Annotated in this window: 10 protein-coding genes; 1 reads left to right on the forward strand and 9 read right to left on the reverse strand. The window is 44.2% G+C overall.

Going from position 1 to position 17,380, the window contains the following annotated elements; all coding sequences use genetic code 11:
- Positions 1–19 precede the first annotated feature (19 nt).
- Both QVC79_RS01115 and QVC79_RS01120 read right to left on the reverse strand, forming a co-directional pair.
- On the reverse strand, positions 20–1,306 hold the full coding sequence (locus QVC79_RS01115; RefSeq protein WP_241241581.1) for a TolC family protein: 1,287 nt from the start codon (positions 1,304–1,306) through the stop codon (positions 20–22).
- Positions 1,307–1,393: 87 nt separating this feature from the next.
- On the reverse strand, positions 1,394–2,029 hold the full coding sequence (locus QVC79_RS01120) for a TetR/AcrR family transcriptional regulator (protein WP_164719584.1): 636 nt from the start codon (positions 2,027–2,029) through the stop codon (positions 1,394–1,396).
- A gap of 213 nt (positions 2,030–2,242) precedes the next feature.
- Here QVC79_RS01120 and dnaG point away from each other — a divergent pair, with 213 nt between their 5' ends.
- Complete coding sequence (gene dnaG / locus QVC79_RS01125; protein WP_124316267.1) at positions 2,243–4,168, forward strand: DNA primase; 1,926 nt, start codon at positions 2,243–2,245, stop codon at positions 4,166–4,168.
- A gap of 54 nt (positions 4,169–4,222) precedes the next feature.
- Here dnaG and QVC79_RS01130 read toward each other — a convergent pair whose 3' ends face one another.
- The 7 genes from QVC79_RS01130 to QVC79_RS01160 all read right to left on the reverse strand — a co-directional run bounded on the left by QVC79_RS01130 (position 4,223) and on the right by QVC79_RS01160 (position 17,367).
- Positions 4,223–5,224, reverse strand: coding sequence for a hypothetical protein (locus QVC79_RS01130; protein WP_270595187.1), 1,002 nt, complete (start codon positions 5,222–5,224; stop codon positions 4,223–4,225).
- A 240-nt stretch (positions 5,225–5,464) separates the two neighbouring features.
- A complete protein-coding gene (locus QVC79_RS01135) occupies positions 5,465–5,959 on the reverse strand; it encodes a hypothetical protein (RefSeq protein WP_118304539.1) in 495 nt (164 codons plus the stop codon).
- Between the two features lie 235 nt (positions 5,960–6,194).
- A complete protein-coding gene (locus tag QVC79_RS01140; protein WP_051465918.1) occupies positions 6,195–6,896 on the reverse strand; it encodes a hypothetical protein in 702 nt (233 codons plus the stop codon).
- 71 nt (positions 6,897–6,967) lie between these two features.
- Positions 6,968–11,707, reverse strand: a complete 4,740-nt coding sequence (locus tag QVC79_RS01145) for an efflux RND transporter permease subunit (RefSeq protein ID WP_124315868.1) — start codon at positions 11,705–11,707, stop codon at positions 6,968–6,970.
- The gene (locus QVC79_RS01150) at positions 11,704–14,793 is read right to left on the reverse strand and encodes an efflux RND transporter permease subunit (RefSeq protein ID WP_124315867.1); all 3,090 of its coding nucleotides are present in this window, start codon (positions 14,791–14,793) and stop codon (positions 11,704–11,706) included. Before QVC79_RS01150 ends, QVC79_RS01145 begins: the two co-directional genes overlap by 4 nt.
- Positions 14,794–14,799: 6 nt before the next feature.
- Entirely contained in the window at positions 14,800–15,864 is a 1,065-nt protein-coding gene (locus QVC79_RS01155) for an efflux RND transporter periplasmic adaptor subunit (RefSeq protein WP_124315866.1), read from the reverse strand.
- A gap of 30 nt (positions 15,865–15,894) precedes the next feature.
- Positions 15,895–17,367 (reverse strand): TolC family protein, encoded by a 1,473-nt coding sequence (locus QVC79_RS01160; protein WP_229782945.1) that lies wholly within the window; start codon positions 17,365–17,367, stop codon positions 15,895–15,897.
- Positions 17,368–17,380 lie beyond the last annotated feature (13 nt).

Genomic DNA, 17,380 nt, shown 5'->3' on the forward strand with positions numbered 1-17,380 from the left:
TTTTATTATTCAAGTTGTTTTATCGAGGAAGTTGATTATACAATTTTTCCAAGCTTACTTGTGCTTGTAATAATGTAAGAACTGCTTCCGTGTAATTTGTTTCTGCTTGCAGGTAGTTGTTGTTTGCTTGCGTTAAGTCCAGACTGGAAACGGCTCCGAGTTCGTACTTCCTTTGGTAACTTTTTAACACCCGCGTGGCTACATCGATGTTTTCTTTTTGCAGGCTGTAATTTTCCATGGCGTTTTTCAAGTTGAATTTCAATTGTTCGTCTTGTACGTTCAACTGGTCTTGCAACAAGCTCTTCTGCATATAAGATTGTTCCAACGTGATTTTGGCTTGTTTAACCTTGGAATCCCGTTGCAAACCGGAGAAGATCGGAATATTCATTGTGAGGCCGGCTGTGTGTTTCGGGCTCATATCCAATGCCGGTTTCAAAATCTTGTAGTTGAAGTTATAATTACCGGAGATTGTGGGAGCGTAACTCCATTTCTCCAATCCTAACATCTTTTTATTCAACTCGGTTTGAGTCGTGATCAACTGATAGCTTAAGTTGTTATTGATGTCGAATTTCTCGACATACAAGCGGGCGGATTTATCGTTTTCCAAGAATACATTCAACGCATCCGTGAGTTTGATTGGAGTACCTGCCTCCAGTCCTAGTTGAAGACGTAGTAAATTGTAATTCACGGCAACCGTTCTCTCCATGGACAATAAACTGTTTTTCAGTTGTCCCACGTTAATGCGGATTTGATCCACGTCCGTCACTTCAACCGTTCCGGCCTTGTACATGTTATCGGTATGCTTGTAAATTTCATTCATGTTCTCCAAGTTCTGACGCAGGATATCGAGCATTCTTTCGGATACTAGTACCGTGTAGTATGAATTATAGATATTCTCAATGATATCCAGTTCCGTGGTTTCAACCTCTTGCTCGGTTAGGCGTACGGCGATCTTGCTGGTTTGCATACCCAAGATCCATTGGCCGCTGAATAATAATTGTTGCAAACCTACCGTCAGGTTAGACTGGTCTTTCATTTTTATTGCTTGACCGCCAAAATCCATCTTGTAGCCGAAATTGGTACTGTAAGTTACAGTACCATTGACTTGTGGTAACCCTTGTGATACGGATTCCCGTACCTTTTGGCGATACAAATCAATATTCATCTGCGAAGATTGCAGTTCCTTATTGTGCTTGATGGCAAACTCCACTGCTTGTTGCAGCGATATCGTTTGCGGCGCTTCCTGTGCGTGGAGCATCCATGGCACGAAAAACATTAGGAGGAAAAGAGTCATTCCTTGTTTCATAGATTATAGATTTAATTATTTATTTTTTCCGGGAAATTTTTCAAGTGTTTTTTCTCTCGTTACAAAACTCGTACCAAAAAAAATCAATCATCCGTCTTCTGGTCGTTTTGCCGTGTTCCTTAGGCGTTCAAATTCTTTTAGACCTTTTTCTGTGGATATAGCGTAAATAAAATTGATAAAGATCGTTGAAATAATTACTGAAATCGGGTATTCAAGCTTACTGGTGATTTCAGGATCTTTCAGGAAGTGCAATTGTTTGCCTAACAGGTACAATTGTAATTCTTTGTCAATATCCTTCCGAAAGAGTTCTTGTTTTATACCGTTATCCAGTAATGCCACGAGAAACTTCTTCGTTGACTCCTCTTCTTGCTTGGCTACTCTTTCGTACACGGCCGGGTGATATTTCCTTAAATCAAAATGATTGGCAGGTAAGCGGCTACCCAAATCACTCACCATGAAATCCCGAATTTCGCTCATGACCACGATCGGGTTTTTCTTGGCTAGTTGATTAACATCCGTGTTTTTTATTTTTTCATCTCTCCTGTACAACATCACTTGCTCCACCACGTCGTCTTTATTGGCGAATTGTTGGTAGAGTGTTTTCTTTGAAATTTTCAAGTGATTCGCTATATCATCCATGGAGGTACTTCTCAATCCGAATCTCAGGAAAAGATCCGAAATTGCGGCTATAAGCTCCCTTTTTTGTTTTACATTTTCATCCATAGCTGACATTTTAGTGTTTGTACTTGGAAACGAAACGTGTTTAAAACGTTTCCACGTGCAAAAGTATACAAATATTGTTCCACTAATACGACACGCGTGTTAAAGTATTGTTAAAACTCTTGTCGGGCGCAACTTTTCAATGATTTTAATCTTATTACATCATTTTCAATTTTCAATTCTCCATTTTCAATTCCATTATCCTATCTTTGTGTCATGATTGATCAGGCTACCATACAGAAAATTTTTGATGCGGCGGATATATACGAGGTGGTTTCCGATTTCGTGAGTTTAAAAAAGCGAGGTGTGAACTATCTTGGGCTATGTCCGTTTCATAACGAGAAGACAGGTTCGTTCACCGTTTCCCCGGCAAAGGGCATATACAAATGTTTCGGTTGCGGAAAGGGGGGAAATGCCGTGAATTTTATCATGGAACACGAGCAGATGTCTTACGTCGAAGCATTGAAATATCTGGCTGAGAAATATCATATCCCGGTTGAGGAAAAGGAATTAACAGAGGAACAGAAGAAGGAGAAGACGGAACGGGAGAGTATGTTAATTGTCTCTTCATACGCGAACGAGTATTTTCAATATCAACTGTGGAACACGGACGAGGGGCGTTCCGTGGGATTGGGTTACTTGCGTCAACGAGGTATCAGTGACGAGATGATTCGCAAATTCGGTTTGGGCTATAACCCGGAAGGTTGGGGGGCGTTCACGAAAACAGCTCAGGAAAAGGGCTACAAGAAAGAGTTTCTCGTGAAGACCGGATTGACCATCGAGAACGAGAAAGGACTTTTCGACCGATTCCGAGCACGGGTGATGTTTCCCGTGCTTGATTTGGCGGGTAAGGTGATTGCTTTCGGGGGACGAACGATGACAGCCGATAAAAAGATTTCAAAATACCTGAATTCCCCGGAGTCTGAGATATATCACAAGAGTAAAACCCTTTACGGGATATTCTTTGCCAAGAAATCTATCGTGCAACAAGATCGCTGTATCTTGGTGGAAGGATATACGGACGTGATCTCTTTTCACGCGAAAGGAATTGAGAACGTGGTGGCTTCCTCGGGAACCTCTTTGACGATCGAACAGATCCGGTTGATTCGTCGACTAACCCCGAACGTGACAATTATTTATGACGGGGATGCTGCCGGGATCAAGGCCTCTTTGCGGGGAATCGATCTCGTGCTGGAAGAGGGATTGAACGTGAGGGTGCTTTTACTGCCGGACGGGGAGGACCCAGATTCTTTTGCCCGGAGTCACACGCCGCAAGATTTGGCGGATTTTATCGCGAATAACGAGACGGATTTTATAAATTTCAAGACTAAATTATTGCTGGGTACCGCGGGGGATGATCCGGTTGAACGGGCTCGCCTAATCACGGACATCGTGCGAAGTATTGCCAAGATTCCGGATAACATCGTGCGTTCCGTTTACGTGCGGGAAACTGCCCACCAGCTGGACGTTGAGGAACGGGTTTTATATACCGAAATTGCCAAGGTCCGGTTGAAAAATGAGGAGCAGCCGTCTAGGACTCCTGTCACGACACCGGAGTTGCAAGTGACAACCCCGGTAAGAGGCGCTACTCCATGTGACATCGAGGAGAGCGTGCTGATTCGTTACCTGCTTTTATTCGGGGATAGCGAGTTGTACGAGGAGGAACGTAACGGGTATATGCGAAGTGTGAGCGTCGGGGAATTCATCATCCGGGAGCTTAGTGAGGATGATTTGGAATTGTTGAACCCTGTGTTCCGCACGATGCAACAGGAGTACCAGCGTCAGTACGAGTCGCCGTCGTTTATCCCGGCCCGTTATTTTATCTCTTACCCGGATATAAAAGTCAGTACCATGGCTGCCAATATCCTGAGCGAACCTTACGAGTTAAGCAAGATTTGGTACAAGATGGATAGTTTTGTCGAGACGGAACAAATGAAACTTGGAGAACTTCTACCTAAAATACTAGATAACTACAAAATGCGAAGAGTGGAGATGCTCTCTCGGGATATAGATAATCGCATCCTTGAATCACAGAATAGTAAAGATCCTTCGCAAATCGTGGAACTCCTCAAGCGCAAGAATGCCATCAATGTCATTCGTCGTAAACTAAACGAGAAATTGGGGCGTACAGGGATTCATTAGACAGAAATTTCCCCGGCTCTTTTGAAAACCGGGGAAAGAAATCTTTACAGGATACTAGATAAATGTATACAAATGGAAAAATAATTCTGTTCCATCTTGGAAAATACATTTACAAAGAGGGAAAGGGCTTTCTCCATTTCGTTTCAGTTCCACGAATTCCCATTCTCCGATTTTCTCATCTTTATCCGTGAAAACAATAACACTCTCTCGCATATTTTTTCTGAAAAGTTCTGTAACCAACTCGTCATAACGTCCTTCATTCGTGTAATATATTTCCTCAATTAACGCCTGTATGCTGTTATATTGTTCGAATGTAGAGCGAATCCGGATGTTATTGAAATCTGTCACTAAATCTAAGTTGCCATTTTCGATATTCATTGAAAGGCTGTAATAATCTCCTCCGTCCTTTTGTACAATGACCTCTTTGGGCATTCTTCTCATGATAAATCGGGAGACAATATCATCGTAATTTATTTCCATCTTGACCATTTGGCTGTAAGGAGGACATTTTACTATTTGTATGGCTTCGGAAGTTTCTTTGTTATATTGCTGTACTTTGTGTAATAGAATTTCTTCGCCCTTGTAAACTTCCATTTTAAGGCAGACACCGGTACTATAATCAATCGTTGCAATGAAACGAAGATCATTTTTGGACTGATCTGTTTTGGAGGAGGGGAAGAGGACTTCCATGAATCCGGCTGCATTGATGGTCGTGTCGAAGTCCTGTTTGTCTTTGTTCCAAACTAATTTCATTCCGGTAAATGTGTTTTCTTTGCTTGAGTCTGAACTTCGGGAGTTTATCAAATCGGAAATATTGAAACTCAAGTTTATACCATAATACCTTATTAAATCGAATATCTCATTATTTTCCTCCATCTCACTAAACTCCTTGACCAACGCTTCGCATGAACTGATATTGTCTTCGATTAATGTTCTTAATTCGGAAGAGGGTAACTTCGTGTATGGTTTGTCATAATCGGTAATAATTTTGTCATCGTCATCGCTACACGCTACAAGAGTCGTAAGCAGACATAATACATACAAGATTTTTTTCATTTCTTTATTTTTATGGTGATAATCTCCGCAAAATTATAAAAAATGACATAGCTTACATAGGACGTTGAAATTATTCTTGCAGAAGTCTATTTATTCCTATTTTATAGAATTGGTTTTTCATTCAATTATGTTTGTATGTCGGGTGAATCGTGTTGTATATTTACTATATGGGCTGTTATGCCATGATGTTTAAGAATAAAGAATATTTATACTTGCAGTAAGGTGTGCCGTGCAAAATGCTTATCGTGTACGCACGGCATATAAATCCGCATTTATAAGCCATTCACCATTATCTTTTACGGTTACATTCTGCCAATGAAATGTGTTATCCTCGATCTTGACGAAAGCCCATTTCTTCTTTTCGTCGTCAATATTCGTGAGAACAATCATATCATCTTGTTTTCTTGCCTCAAGGCGCATGATTCTTCCTGTATAGCAATAGGCAATGTCCCAAGTGTGCGTGGCTGGATTGTAGACACGAAGTGTCGTGCCGTATTCGGTGAGGGGATGTGGTATTTCTGTTCTGGTTTCTCGTGAAGGTAGAATAATAACATCTTGTACCGCCATTCCCTCAAGGATCCACGAGAAATGCCATTCTCCTTTAGTCGAACAGGATATGTTGTGATCGACATAATCAAATTTCCAGCTACCAATCAGTTTCCCGAAATAATTAAACTCTTCGGGTAGTTCCACGCTCTTGCTGTTGCTTGTTAGGGTTTCAATAAAATATTTCATGTACTAATCCTTCTTATTAGATGAATAGAGTTTCTTGAAAAAGACGAAACTTTCATTTGATAGTAGTGTTTGTGAACAAAGGTAACAAAAGAACAGACATACACAAAATAAGGTGTTTTCAAACTCCCTCCCCCCCTTCGGGTACTTCCCCTCAGGCAGGGGAAGAAAAAGGTGGTACGAAGTGACGGAGGAGTTTTACGAAATAAAATGACTTTTGGGACAACCCCGATTTCTTCTATATAAATTTCTCCCGGTTTCGGGTGTTATTCAGTCCGAAGATGATAAAAAGGACAGAGGCGATCAACATATTCATCCGGCAATGGAAGACCGTGTTGAAGAATATCTGCGGGTTCTTGTCAATGGGAACATCGTAAGGATTTAGGAAAATGTTCCATTGGCTGTCTCCGATAGCTCCCTGTATCATGGAGAATAACAGTCCGATAATGATAATCACCACGGAAGTTCCGTTCCCGTTCTTGATCATTGTGCTTAACATGAAGGAAAGCGTGCCGATAAAAAGAGCCGGGACCATGGCTTGTAGGGTCAGTCCCATCGGGGGAACCGACACGATGGCCAAATCCGTTAATAGAGCAAGGAAACAGGTAATCACGAAACAGATCACGTAAGAGATGATGAGGCGTAATAACCAGACCTTATAACTATAGTTCGGGATTCCGAAAATAATTTCCACGATCTTGGCGTCCTGATCGTTCTGTATGCCGAAACACATCGGGTAGAAAACCAACAGAATGCTCGGTAACATCAACATGGAGTAGGCTGTTGCCTGCGTGATCTCGTCGTCTCCCAGTAATTTCACGATCACCGTGATCACGTAGAAGGCGAGGGCACTCAACATGAAGTACAGGAATTTATTCCCGAATATAATCTTGATGTTATATTGTACCAGCTTTTGTAGGGTTATCCAAAATTGCACCATAGCGTTAATGTAAAATGTAAAATTTAGAATTTAGAATCACGAAATCGTCAATCATAAATCGCTAAATCTTTTTATTGTGTTATAATTTCTTCTTTGTTCTCGATCTTCACGCTTCTCAACAGCCACAAGTAAGAGTCTTCCAAGGCCGGGAGAATCTTCTCGGCGGTCTCGGTGGGCTTATGCTCGCTGAGGCAACGTACCTTGATCATGTCGCCTTGGCGGATGTGGTGGACGATCAGCATGTCGGACGGTAATTTAGCGAAATCCCGTACCGGCACCTCGAAACTCCAGGTAACATCCTTGGCGATATTAGCCATATCACTCGGTGTTCCGTTGTATTTCAGAATACCCTTGTTGATCACGCCGACTTGGTTACATGAACTGGCAATGTCCTCTATAATGTGGGTAGAGAAAATCACGATCCGGTTTCGGGACAATTCCACGAGCAAGTTTCTGAAACGGATTCTTTCCCGCGGGTCCAGACCGGCTGTCGGCTCATCCACCACGAGTATCCGGGGCAGGTTCAACAGGGTTTGCGCGATACCGATACGTTGTTTCATACCACCGGAGAAACCTCCGATCTTCTTGTCCTTATTCTCGTACATATGCACGGCAGAAAGCACTTCAGCAATCCGGTTATGACGTATCTTTTTGTTATATATTCCTTTCAACAGGGCTTGGTATTCCAAGAACTCCCATGCCGTGAGGTTCTCGTAGGTCCCGAATTCCTGCGGTAAATAACCGATCAAACCTTGCAACTCTTCCCGTTTCTTCTGGGTATCGATGCCGTTAATGAATATCTTCCCGTAACTTTGTTCGAAGACCCCACAGATGATACGCATCAACGTGGTTTTACCGGCCCCGTTAGGCCCCAGCAAACCGAACATTCCGGTATGTATCTCCATGGAAACGGAATTCAACGCCTTGAACGGTTTTTTCTTCACCCCGATAAACGGGGCCTTGGAAGCCAGACGGAAAATAGTCTTTTTCAGCATACGGAACCGACCGTCGATCAAGTCAATATTGATATTCTCCTTGTTGATCTTGTTGGACAGGTAGCGAGCGGCAATACCGAGATACCAGAACATACCGAGGAAGATCGCTCCCCCGCTGTTCTCGAATTTCTTGCTTGCCCAAATCAGGATTACCATCGGACCGGCATAATAAAAGACGATAGCAATGATCCGTAGAATCTTGGCAATGACGGTCTGTTTCCGGTTTTCGCAGAATTCCCGGAAGATATTCATGATACTTAGCGTCATCGTCCATGTAATGAAGGCAAAAACAATTGCCCAAAAGAACAGTACTTGGTAGCTAAACGTGAAGTAATACATGAATCCCAGCACGGGTAACGACCACAACAGAGGTTGCATATCCCGCCATTCGCGATAATTTCCTTGCAGGCCGAGACGTTCCCGAATCTTCAAACCGGAAGTCCATTCCCGGTTGAAACGTGACGGGCGTCCGTACACTTTGACAAGATTGCATATCTTGATTTCCAGCTCTTCGTCAGCCGGGATGATATTACTTTGCGCCCGGCGTAAACTGTCTTCCAAGAACCAGGTCACTCCCGGTACGAGAATAACCGTCAGGATCACGTATAGAATCCGGTTTAACAGGGTATAGGTCCAGAAGTACACGCAGATTACGGCCACGACGAAAAGCACGATTTGCAATAGTTTCATGAAAAGGCTTTGTGTGCGTAGGCGATATAAGGCGTCTTCCATTCCGGAATACAATGTCGGGATAATGACCAGAGTCAACAGCGTACTCATGGTAAGTCCCCCGATCACGGTGATGGCAAACGGGGCTCCCAGTCCGGACACGTATTCTCCTTGCCCCATGGCTAAGGGAATCATGGCTACGATCGTCGTGATGGCCGTGATCAGAATCGGTCTTAAACGGGATAACCCGGCCGTTATGATGGCCCGTTGTTTACGGTTTCCAGTCCGACGGAGTAAAGAAGTGTAGTCGATAAGGATGATACTATTATTTACCACGATACCGATGAGGATAATGAAACCCACGAAAACATTGGCATTCATCAATGAATTGCTCGTGAATAATAACGCCAGTAAAGAACCGATGGCGGCCAGCGGGATGGTAAACATCAACACGATGGGAGCCGTGGTTGATTCAAATACGGCAGCTAAAATCATGTAAATCAAGATGAAGGCGGCCAAGATTAGGAATGTAAAATCGTCCATTTCATTCTCCTCGTGTACGACTTCCACGGCGATACCCGTCGGGACATCCATACTTTGCACCAGCTCGTCAATCTCCTCTCGTGCGGCCTCCAGCAAATCCTTTGATTCGTTGATGTCGGAATTGAACATATAGACAAGGTTCACCTCCTTTTCTTGGTTGATACGGGTGATGTTTCCCTTATCACGTCCCAAGTTGATGCGGCTGAAACTTCTCAATTGAATCAACCCGTTATTCTTGTTCGTGACTTCTAAATTGCGTAAATCTTCTAGCGTCCGGGTTTGTGTCTTCTGATCGTCCTCGTCATAATTGATGTCCCGGATCAGAATATCATATTCCTGATTCCCGGCTTTGTATTTAACTTCAGCTTTACTCTGAGGCTGGAAATTGGAAAGCTCTTGGCTTACATTACCGGGTTCAACCTCGTTCATCCCCATGAGGTACTGGTCAAAGAATATTTTGGAGACCGTACTTCCTTGGGAAACTGAAATGTGGGAATTGGAAATGTTATCCAGATCGTCAAGTTGATATTTCAAATATTCGGCAAAATTTGCCATAGACTCGAAATCCTGCCCCTTGATTATCACTTTTTCTGTTTGACTGCCCATACCCATCATTCTGAGCAAGGAACTATTGCCAAGCATTCCACCGCCACCGCTACTTCCTCGGAAGTTCTCGCTACTCTCGCTGGCTTCCAAACTGATTTGGTTGATATTGACCGTTTCAGCCAACCGGAGTACTTCGGTTTTCAGTTGGATAAGGGATTTTTTATTGATTTTCTGGTAATCATCTTTCAACCGGATCGTGAGCCGGACATCCTCTTTCATTACGTTGGAAGAGAATTCTTTTATTTCCGGAACTTCGAGTAATTCGTCCTCGAAAAGGCGAATCATCTCGTCGGTTCTTTGGAGCGTGTAGCCCGTTGGCGGGGTGATATACACGTTGAACGTGTTCAGTTCAACCTCCCTTAGCGTGTTCAACGTTAAAGAGGTGGATAAAACCACGGTAACCAGTAAAGCGACAAGAGCAATAATGATCACTTGTGCCGGGCGGCGAAGGGACATCTTTAGGATGGCAACATATATCTGCACTAGTCTGTTATGGATTGACAGGTTGCTGAAGTTGACATCTTCCGGAGTCTTGCGCAAAATAGCGTTTACTGCCATCGGGATCAATAACAAGGCCACGACCAACGATATGGTAAGCGTTGCCACGATAGAGATTCCGATATGTTCCCCGATCAGCTTGATCAGGTAATTGTCCGCGAAAAGGAAGGGCAGGAACACGGTAATCGTGGTGACCGTAGCCGCCATGATAGCCTTCCATACTTCGGTAGTTCCTCGAACGCAAGCCTCATCGGTGGAAATTCCCAATCCTTTCAGCCGGTAGATATTCTCCATGACGACAATGGAGTTGTCCAGCAACATACCGACGGCGAGCGCGATACCCGTGAGAGTCAGCGTGTTGATTGTTATTCCGAACAGATAAAAGAAATAGAATGACGAGAACACGGAAATCGGGATGGCAAAAGCCACGATAGAAATGATCCGTATTTTCCGGAGGAATAGGAACAACACGAATATGGCCAATATAGCTCCTGAAAGTCCGAGATCAATAATTTGGTCAATATTTTTGTTCATCACCTCGGCGGCATCATCCTCCACCTCGATGAGAACCCCTTTAGACTCTAATTCCCCGTTTAGGCGATCAATTTCCTGCCGGACTTTTTCGGAAAGGTCGATCACGTTAGCCAACGGTGATTTGGACAAGATACAGGAAATCACCTCTTTCCCGTTGGTACGTGCGTATGATTCCTCTTCCTTCACGCCGAATTGGATGTCAGCGATGTCTTTCAACTGGATCGGTCCCTCGGCAACCACGATACTCCCCAAGTCTTCCGTGGCAAGGTATTCGGCTGTCACGTTGACGAAATAACGTTTGTTGTTCTCGTAAACCGAACCGGCGAAACTCTTTTCTGCCAGATTGCTTGAAATGGCTCGACTGATCGTTGATGTCGTGATGTTCAATGCCTTGCATCTTTCCGGATCGACAATAACCTCGATGCTTTTTTGCCGTCCTCCCATGATGGTGACGTTAGCGATCCCGTCGATATTTTCTAAGTAGGGAACAATCTCTGAATCGGCGATATTACGCACGTAGTCGATGTCGTCCTCCCCGAGAATCCGTAGGTTCATGAACATATCACTGGCGGAACCCGAAGAAGATTTGTTCACGTTTAACCTGAAATTATCAGGCAGATTCGGGGTGATGCTTTTTATTTTTTCTTCCAGTTGTAGAAAGGTGTATTTCAGATCAACGTCCTGTTTGAAAGAGACGGTTACCTGTCCTCCTCTCGAATAAATCTGGGTTTCTATTTTTTCAACCCCGTTAAGGGCACTGACGGCACCTTCGACGGGAATAGCTACTTGATTCTCTATATAGGAAGGGTCGGATTCCGTCTCGGAGCTAATGCTCACGCTCAACACCGGCAGTTCGGCATTGGGGTATAATTCCATGGGAAGGTGTTTATAGGAGAAAATTCCCATAAGTACCAGCCCGATGAAAAGCATCGATACAAGAACCCTTCTTTTTATAATCGTGTTCATGATTTCTTTCTGTCAATAACGTAATACACACACGGAATAACGATCAGCGTCATGATGGTTGAGGTCAGTAAACCACCGATCACGGCAAGTGCCATGGGCGAGCGCAATGAGGCTCCTTCCCCGAATCCGAAACACATGGGTAGCAATGCCAGAATCGTGGTGGCACTGGTCATGATGATCGGACGCACACGATGCTGTGCCGCCATTTTGATAGCCTCTTCCAACGGGTGTCCCTCTTCTTTCAGACGATTGATCGCGTCCACGAGTATGATAGAACTGTTCACGGCAATACCTGCCAGCATAATAATACCGATAAAGGCCATCATGTTGAGTGTTTGTCCGGTGAGCAGGAATGCCAAAATACATCCCACGCCGGCTAACGGAATAGTCAGCAGGATCGTGAACGGGTGGCGCAAAGATTCAAATTGTGCCGCCATTACCATATATACTAATAGAATAGATAAAAACAGGGCGAATCCCAACCCGCTGAATGACTCTTGTCGCATCTCTTCCTCTCCCGTTATTTTAGCCGAATACTTGGCCGGGAATTCAACCTCGGACAATTTAGCTTTAATAGCAGGGGTAATATGGCTTAGTGAGTATTGTTTCTCGATCATGGCGGTCACGATACCCGTCCGGCTTTGGTTAACCCGGTTAATTTCTTTCGGGGCTGACGTGATTTCGATGTCTGCAATTTCTCCGAGACGATATTTCTTCTCGCCTTGTATGATTTCAATATCGTAAATTTCGGAAAGGGTCACTTCGGGAACCTTGATATTGATGTCAATAGTCTCGCCTTGTGTTTCGAAAGTTCCGGCATCCTTACCTGCCAGTTTCTCGCTGACTTGGTTACTTACCGTGGCAACATCGATCCCGTAGATTCCACTTTTCAAGCGGTCAATCTTGATATTCACCTCCGGGGCTCCTTTCTCCAAGGAAGATTTGATATCGTATATACCGGGGATTCCGGTAATCTTCTCTTTTATCTCGGTACACAATTCATCCAGCAATTCAAGTTCTTCCCCTTTCACCTCGATTACCAGTGGTGCGCCTTCTGTTCCTAGGATGCTTTGTAGGGCAGATTCCCCTTTCTCGTAGGAGATTTCCACACCTTCCGGCAAGGGGTAATTCTCGTTAATATTCGTGATAAAGTAATCAGCATCCAACTTGGAATCTTTCTTTATCTTTACCTTGATTTGGGATTGATTCTCTGATTCCAACTTACCCCCGCTTTGACTTTCAAGGTTGGAAGGGCCAACCAGTGTGTATTGCCATTCAATATCATCCTGTCCTAGAGTCCGGATGGCATCTTCAATGGTTCCCACGGCATTATCCGTACTTTTTAACCTTGTTCCCGGTTCCATGGTAACAAGAATTGAGAACTCCTTCGATTCTGTTTTAGGCATGAACTCCATGCCGATTAACGGTAACATCAAGTAAGAAACGATCATGAGAGCTGTGGCGATGCCAATCACCAAGTATTTCCTTTTAAGGACTTTCCCGACGAAATTTCCGAAACCTTTGATCGTGATGGCGTGACTGGAAATGTTGTCTTTCTTCCGCATGAATTTCGATGCCAGCATCGGGATAAACAGGATAGAAACAAAAAGGGAGGATAACAGCGAGAAACTAACCGTCCACGCCTGTTCCTTGAATAACTCCCCGGCGGCACCTTGCAGGTACACGATTGGAAGGAATACCACGATCGTGGTTAAGGTGGAAGCCGTGATTGCTCCCGCTACTTCCGAGGTCCCCCTCACGGCAGCCTCCGTGGGCGGTAGGTTGTTCTCGTCCATGTTTCGGAAGATATTTTCCATCACCACGATGGCGTTATCGACCAGCATTCCCGCACCCAGCGCGAGTCCTCCCAGCGTCATGATATTAATGGAAAGACCGTTGAAGTACATCAGGTTGAACGTGGCAATGATCGAGATCGGGATAGAGAGACTGACGATTAATGTCATGTTCACTCGTCGCAAGAATATATAAAGTATAATAACGGCGAGGATGATACCCATTAAAGCGGAATCTTTAACCTCGTTGATGGAACTCCCGATAAATTCTCCTTGGTTACTGATGATATGGAAATCATATCCCGGTAAACTTTTGCGAAATTCATCAATCTTGGCTAGCAAGTTTTCCACGGCATTTACCGTGTTATATTTATTTTCTTTGTAGATACTGATCCCCAGACAGCGTTCCCCGTTGTAACGGGCCAAGTTTTCCGGGTCTTTGTTGCGAATGGACACGGAGGCCACATCTTTCAAATATACCGGGGCTTTTGTCTTACTGGAACTGCTTGTAGATTCCGTGGAAGAGGAACTTCCGCTGGAAGAATTCTCTTTAAATGCCACGATAATGTTTTCAATATCTTGGAGACTGGTAATCAGGTTTACCCCTTTCACCGTGTATTGAATATCTCCGTCCGTGATCGTTCCCCCGGAAACATTTTGATTGATGGCCGTGATTTGCGAGGCAATTCCGTCGGCAGTTAACCCGAATGCCTCCAGCATGTAGGGATTCGTGGAAATTTCGACGATCGCCTGTTCTTGTCCGTTCAACTGAATATCCGCGATACCGTCTACCCGGACGAGTTCATTGCGCATGTAATTTTCCGCGATCTTCCGCAATTCGTTCATGTCCTTCACTTCGTTATGAGTGAGGGCGATGGTCATGATCGGTGTCGCGTTGGCATCATAACGGGTAACGTTAACTTCTTCTATGGTTTCATCTTGAGAAAGAGAAGAGACACTTCGCTGCAAATCCAAGAAAGCGGCATCCATGTCTTGATCCCATCCGTATTCTACGGTCACTTTCGTGTAGCCGACTTTCGTGACGCTGTACACGCTCTTCACGCCTTCTTGACGAGCGGCCGTAGACTCAACGTTCGTCGTGATCAGTTTTTCAACCTCTTCGGGTGGTCTCTGACCGCTTTTCACTTCCACGTAAAGAGCGGGATTTTTCAGGTCAGGGAAAAGGTCTGTCCCTAATTTATTATAAGATATGGTTCCCAGTAAACATACTGCTAGCGTGAGCATTAACACGCTCACGGGGTATTTTACTGCAAATTTGGTAATGCTGTTCATGTCTTTTTATTTCATGATTTTTACTTTGCCTCTGTTTCTCAGGAATTCGTAGCCTTTCACCACGATCTTGTCTCCTTGGTTCAGACCGCTTTCCACCTCGATGAAACGATCGTCGCTGATACCAACCGTGATGATTTTTTCCATGGCCCGGTTTTGTTCCACCGTGTAGACAATCCGGTTTCCTCCCCGACGGGAATTAACGATGTCCTTCGGAATGACAATAACCGAATCCTTTTGCAAAGTAATAATCTCTCCTTTCGCAAACATACCGGGACGTAGTTTCAGTTCCGGGTTGTTAATCGTGATATATCCGGTGTATGTGCGGGTATCCTCGTTGATTGCCGGGGATAACTGGGAAACAAGACCGGACAGGGTATCTGATTTGATATTATAATTGGTGACCAGTACTTTCTGACCCACTTTCACCTTGTCGATCGTGTTTTCCGGCAGGGCGATTTCCATGTACATGTGGCTGTAATCCATCAATCCGACCATCGTTTCACCGGATGCGATCTCCACGTTCGGGGTGAAATAGGGTAGGCTGACGATGGCTCCCTTGAAGGGTGCTTTGATTGTGAGTTTTGCCAGTTCCGTGTATGCCGTTTCCAATGCTGTTTGCGCTTGTATGTAGCTACTTTCGGCATTTAGTACATCTTTTTCCGTGGCACCGCCTTTTTCAAATACTGCTTTTTGCCCATCCCATTCTTTCTTGGCGATGTCAACCTGCATCTTTTTTGTCGGTAACGATACGGTGTTTTCATGTTCTTTATTATTCAGCTTGATGATCACGGCACCCTCCTCCACAATGTCACCCAGCTTGTAGGGACGCTTGGTTTTGGGGTTGATCATCAACTCGTATTTACCATTTGTTTCGGATTTCACTTCCACCGTTTTGGCCGCTTTGGCTGTTCCTGTCGTGGTGGTCAATTCCCGAACATCACGTTTCCCGACTTCGGCAAGCCAAACAGGCGTGGTTGTCTCTGAAGAAGAACTCATTCGTTGCTCGTTACAAGCGTTCAAGGTGTAAGCCAGCAGAATCACCCCGATATATTTTATGGATTTGTTGATCATAGCGTTTTGTTTTATGTTTTGTGTTAGGGTTTATTTCAATAAATTAACCGGTAAATAAGACCTGTTATTCTGGTAATCCCACAGGGTTTGAATTTTCAGATCCAGTAATTTCAATTTGTATGAAATGATGGCATCTGTCAACGAGTTTTTTGCATCTGTCAACTGGGTTTGTTGATTTTTCAGTTCCATACCGGTAAGGGTTCCGCTACGATATTTCTCAACGTTGATGTCATACGTACGTTCAGCGTTTTTAACAGTCTGGCGGGCAATCTCGATTTGTCGCAATAATTTGGGCAATTCCCGGCATATCTGGCGTACATCAAGCATGATGGATTTTCTTTCTTCCTCGTTGCTGATTTCCGTGTTCTCGTTGGATAATTCCGTGCTGCGGATATTCGCTTTTCTTGCCCCCCAGTCCCAAATCGGTACCGTCAGGGTTATCCCGATCGTTTCGTTATCATCCGGTTTCGAAAAAGCTCCGTTAAAGTTGCCTCCTTGTCCCATCAAACCCACTCTGGCGGAAATGCTACCTTTGAACTTGTTATTATCCTTTGCCTCGATCAGGCTAAAAATGCCTTCTTCTATGGCAATTTGTTGTTGACGGATCTCCATCCGTTGCGTTAGGGCATATTTAACGGCTTGATTGACATCCACGTGAACTGAATCAATTTGGATGTCAGGTAAAATGTTGATGTCTATATCCAAGGGAAGACCCAAGGTTTGTTTGAATTGATCTTTGGTATTCTCGTAACTCGTTTCCGTGTCGGCAAGAGAATTTTCGTTTGTGGCCAAGGTCACCTCCGCTTGGAATAGCTCTTCTTGGGGGATCAGATCTTGTTCCACTTTATTTTTGATCAACTCGTAGTTTTCTTTTTGACTTTGGAAGGCTTCCCGGGCCGTAACGAGCCTTTTATAAGACTGGTAAACGCCATAAAATGCTGCGGTCACGTTTTTCTCGATGTTCAGTTGGGCCAAAGCGTATTGTATTTTTGCTTTTTCAAGGTTAAATTCCAACCTCTTCAATTGCATCTTGGTCTTGTTGTAGGTAAAGATTGGTTGCTCCAGATTTAAGCTCAGATTATTTGAAAAAGAGGTATTCTTGGCTCCCGAAGATTGATTATCGTCTTCTTGCCAGTTGAACGAGTTACTGAGTGTGACTGTCCCGTCCGTCCATTTGATCGGTTGACTGATCCTGAAGTCAAGGCCGGAACTCATGGCTTTCCGGGTATACCATTGTGTATTGTAATCGTCGAACGATGTACTTCTGGTATATTGAAACGGGTTCAAATTCAAACTGAACTGTGATTTTAATGAAGCCTTTTGCTGAATCAGGGCCAGCTCACTTTGTTCCAGACTCATTTTACTTTGAATGATGGAAGGGCTTTGCTGATAAGCGATCTCCAGAGCCTTTTCCAACGTCAAAATTTCCTGAGCAAACGTTGATCCGGAACAAAGCATGAGTATTCCCGAAATAATCAACGATATTGACGCGATCTTTTTCATAATATGTTGTTCT

The sequence above is a fragment of the Butyricimonas sp. genome (genome assembly GCF_019423355.1).
Classification (GTDB): Bacteria; Bacteroidota; Bacteroidia; order Bacteroidales; family Marinifilaceae; genus Butyricimonas; species Butyricimonas faecihominis.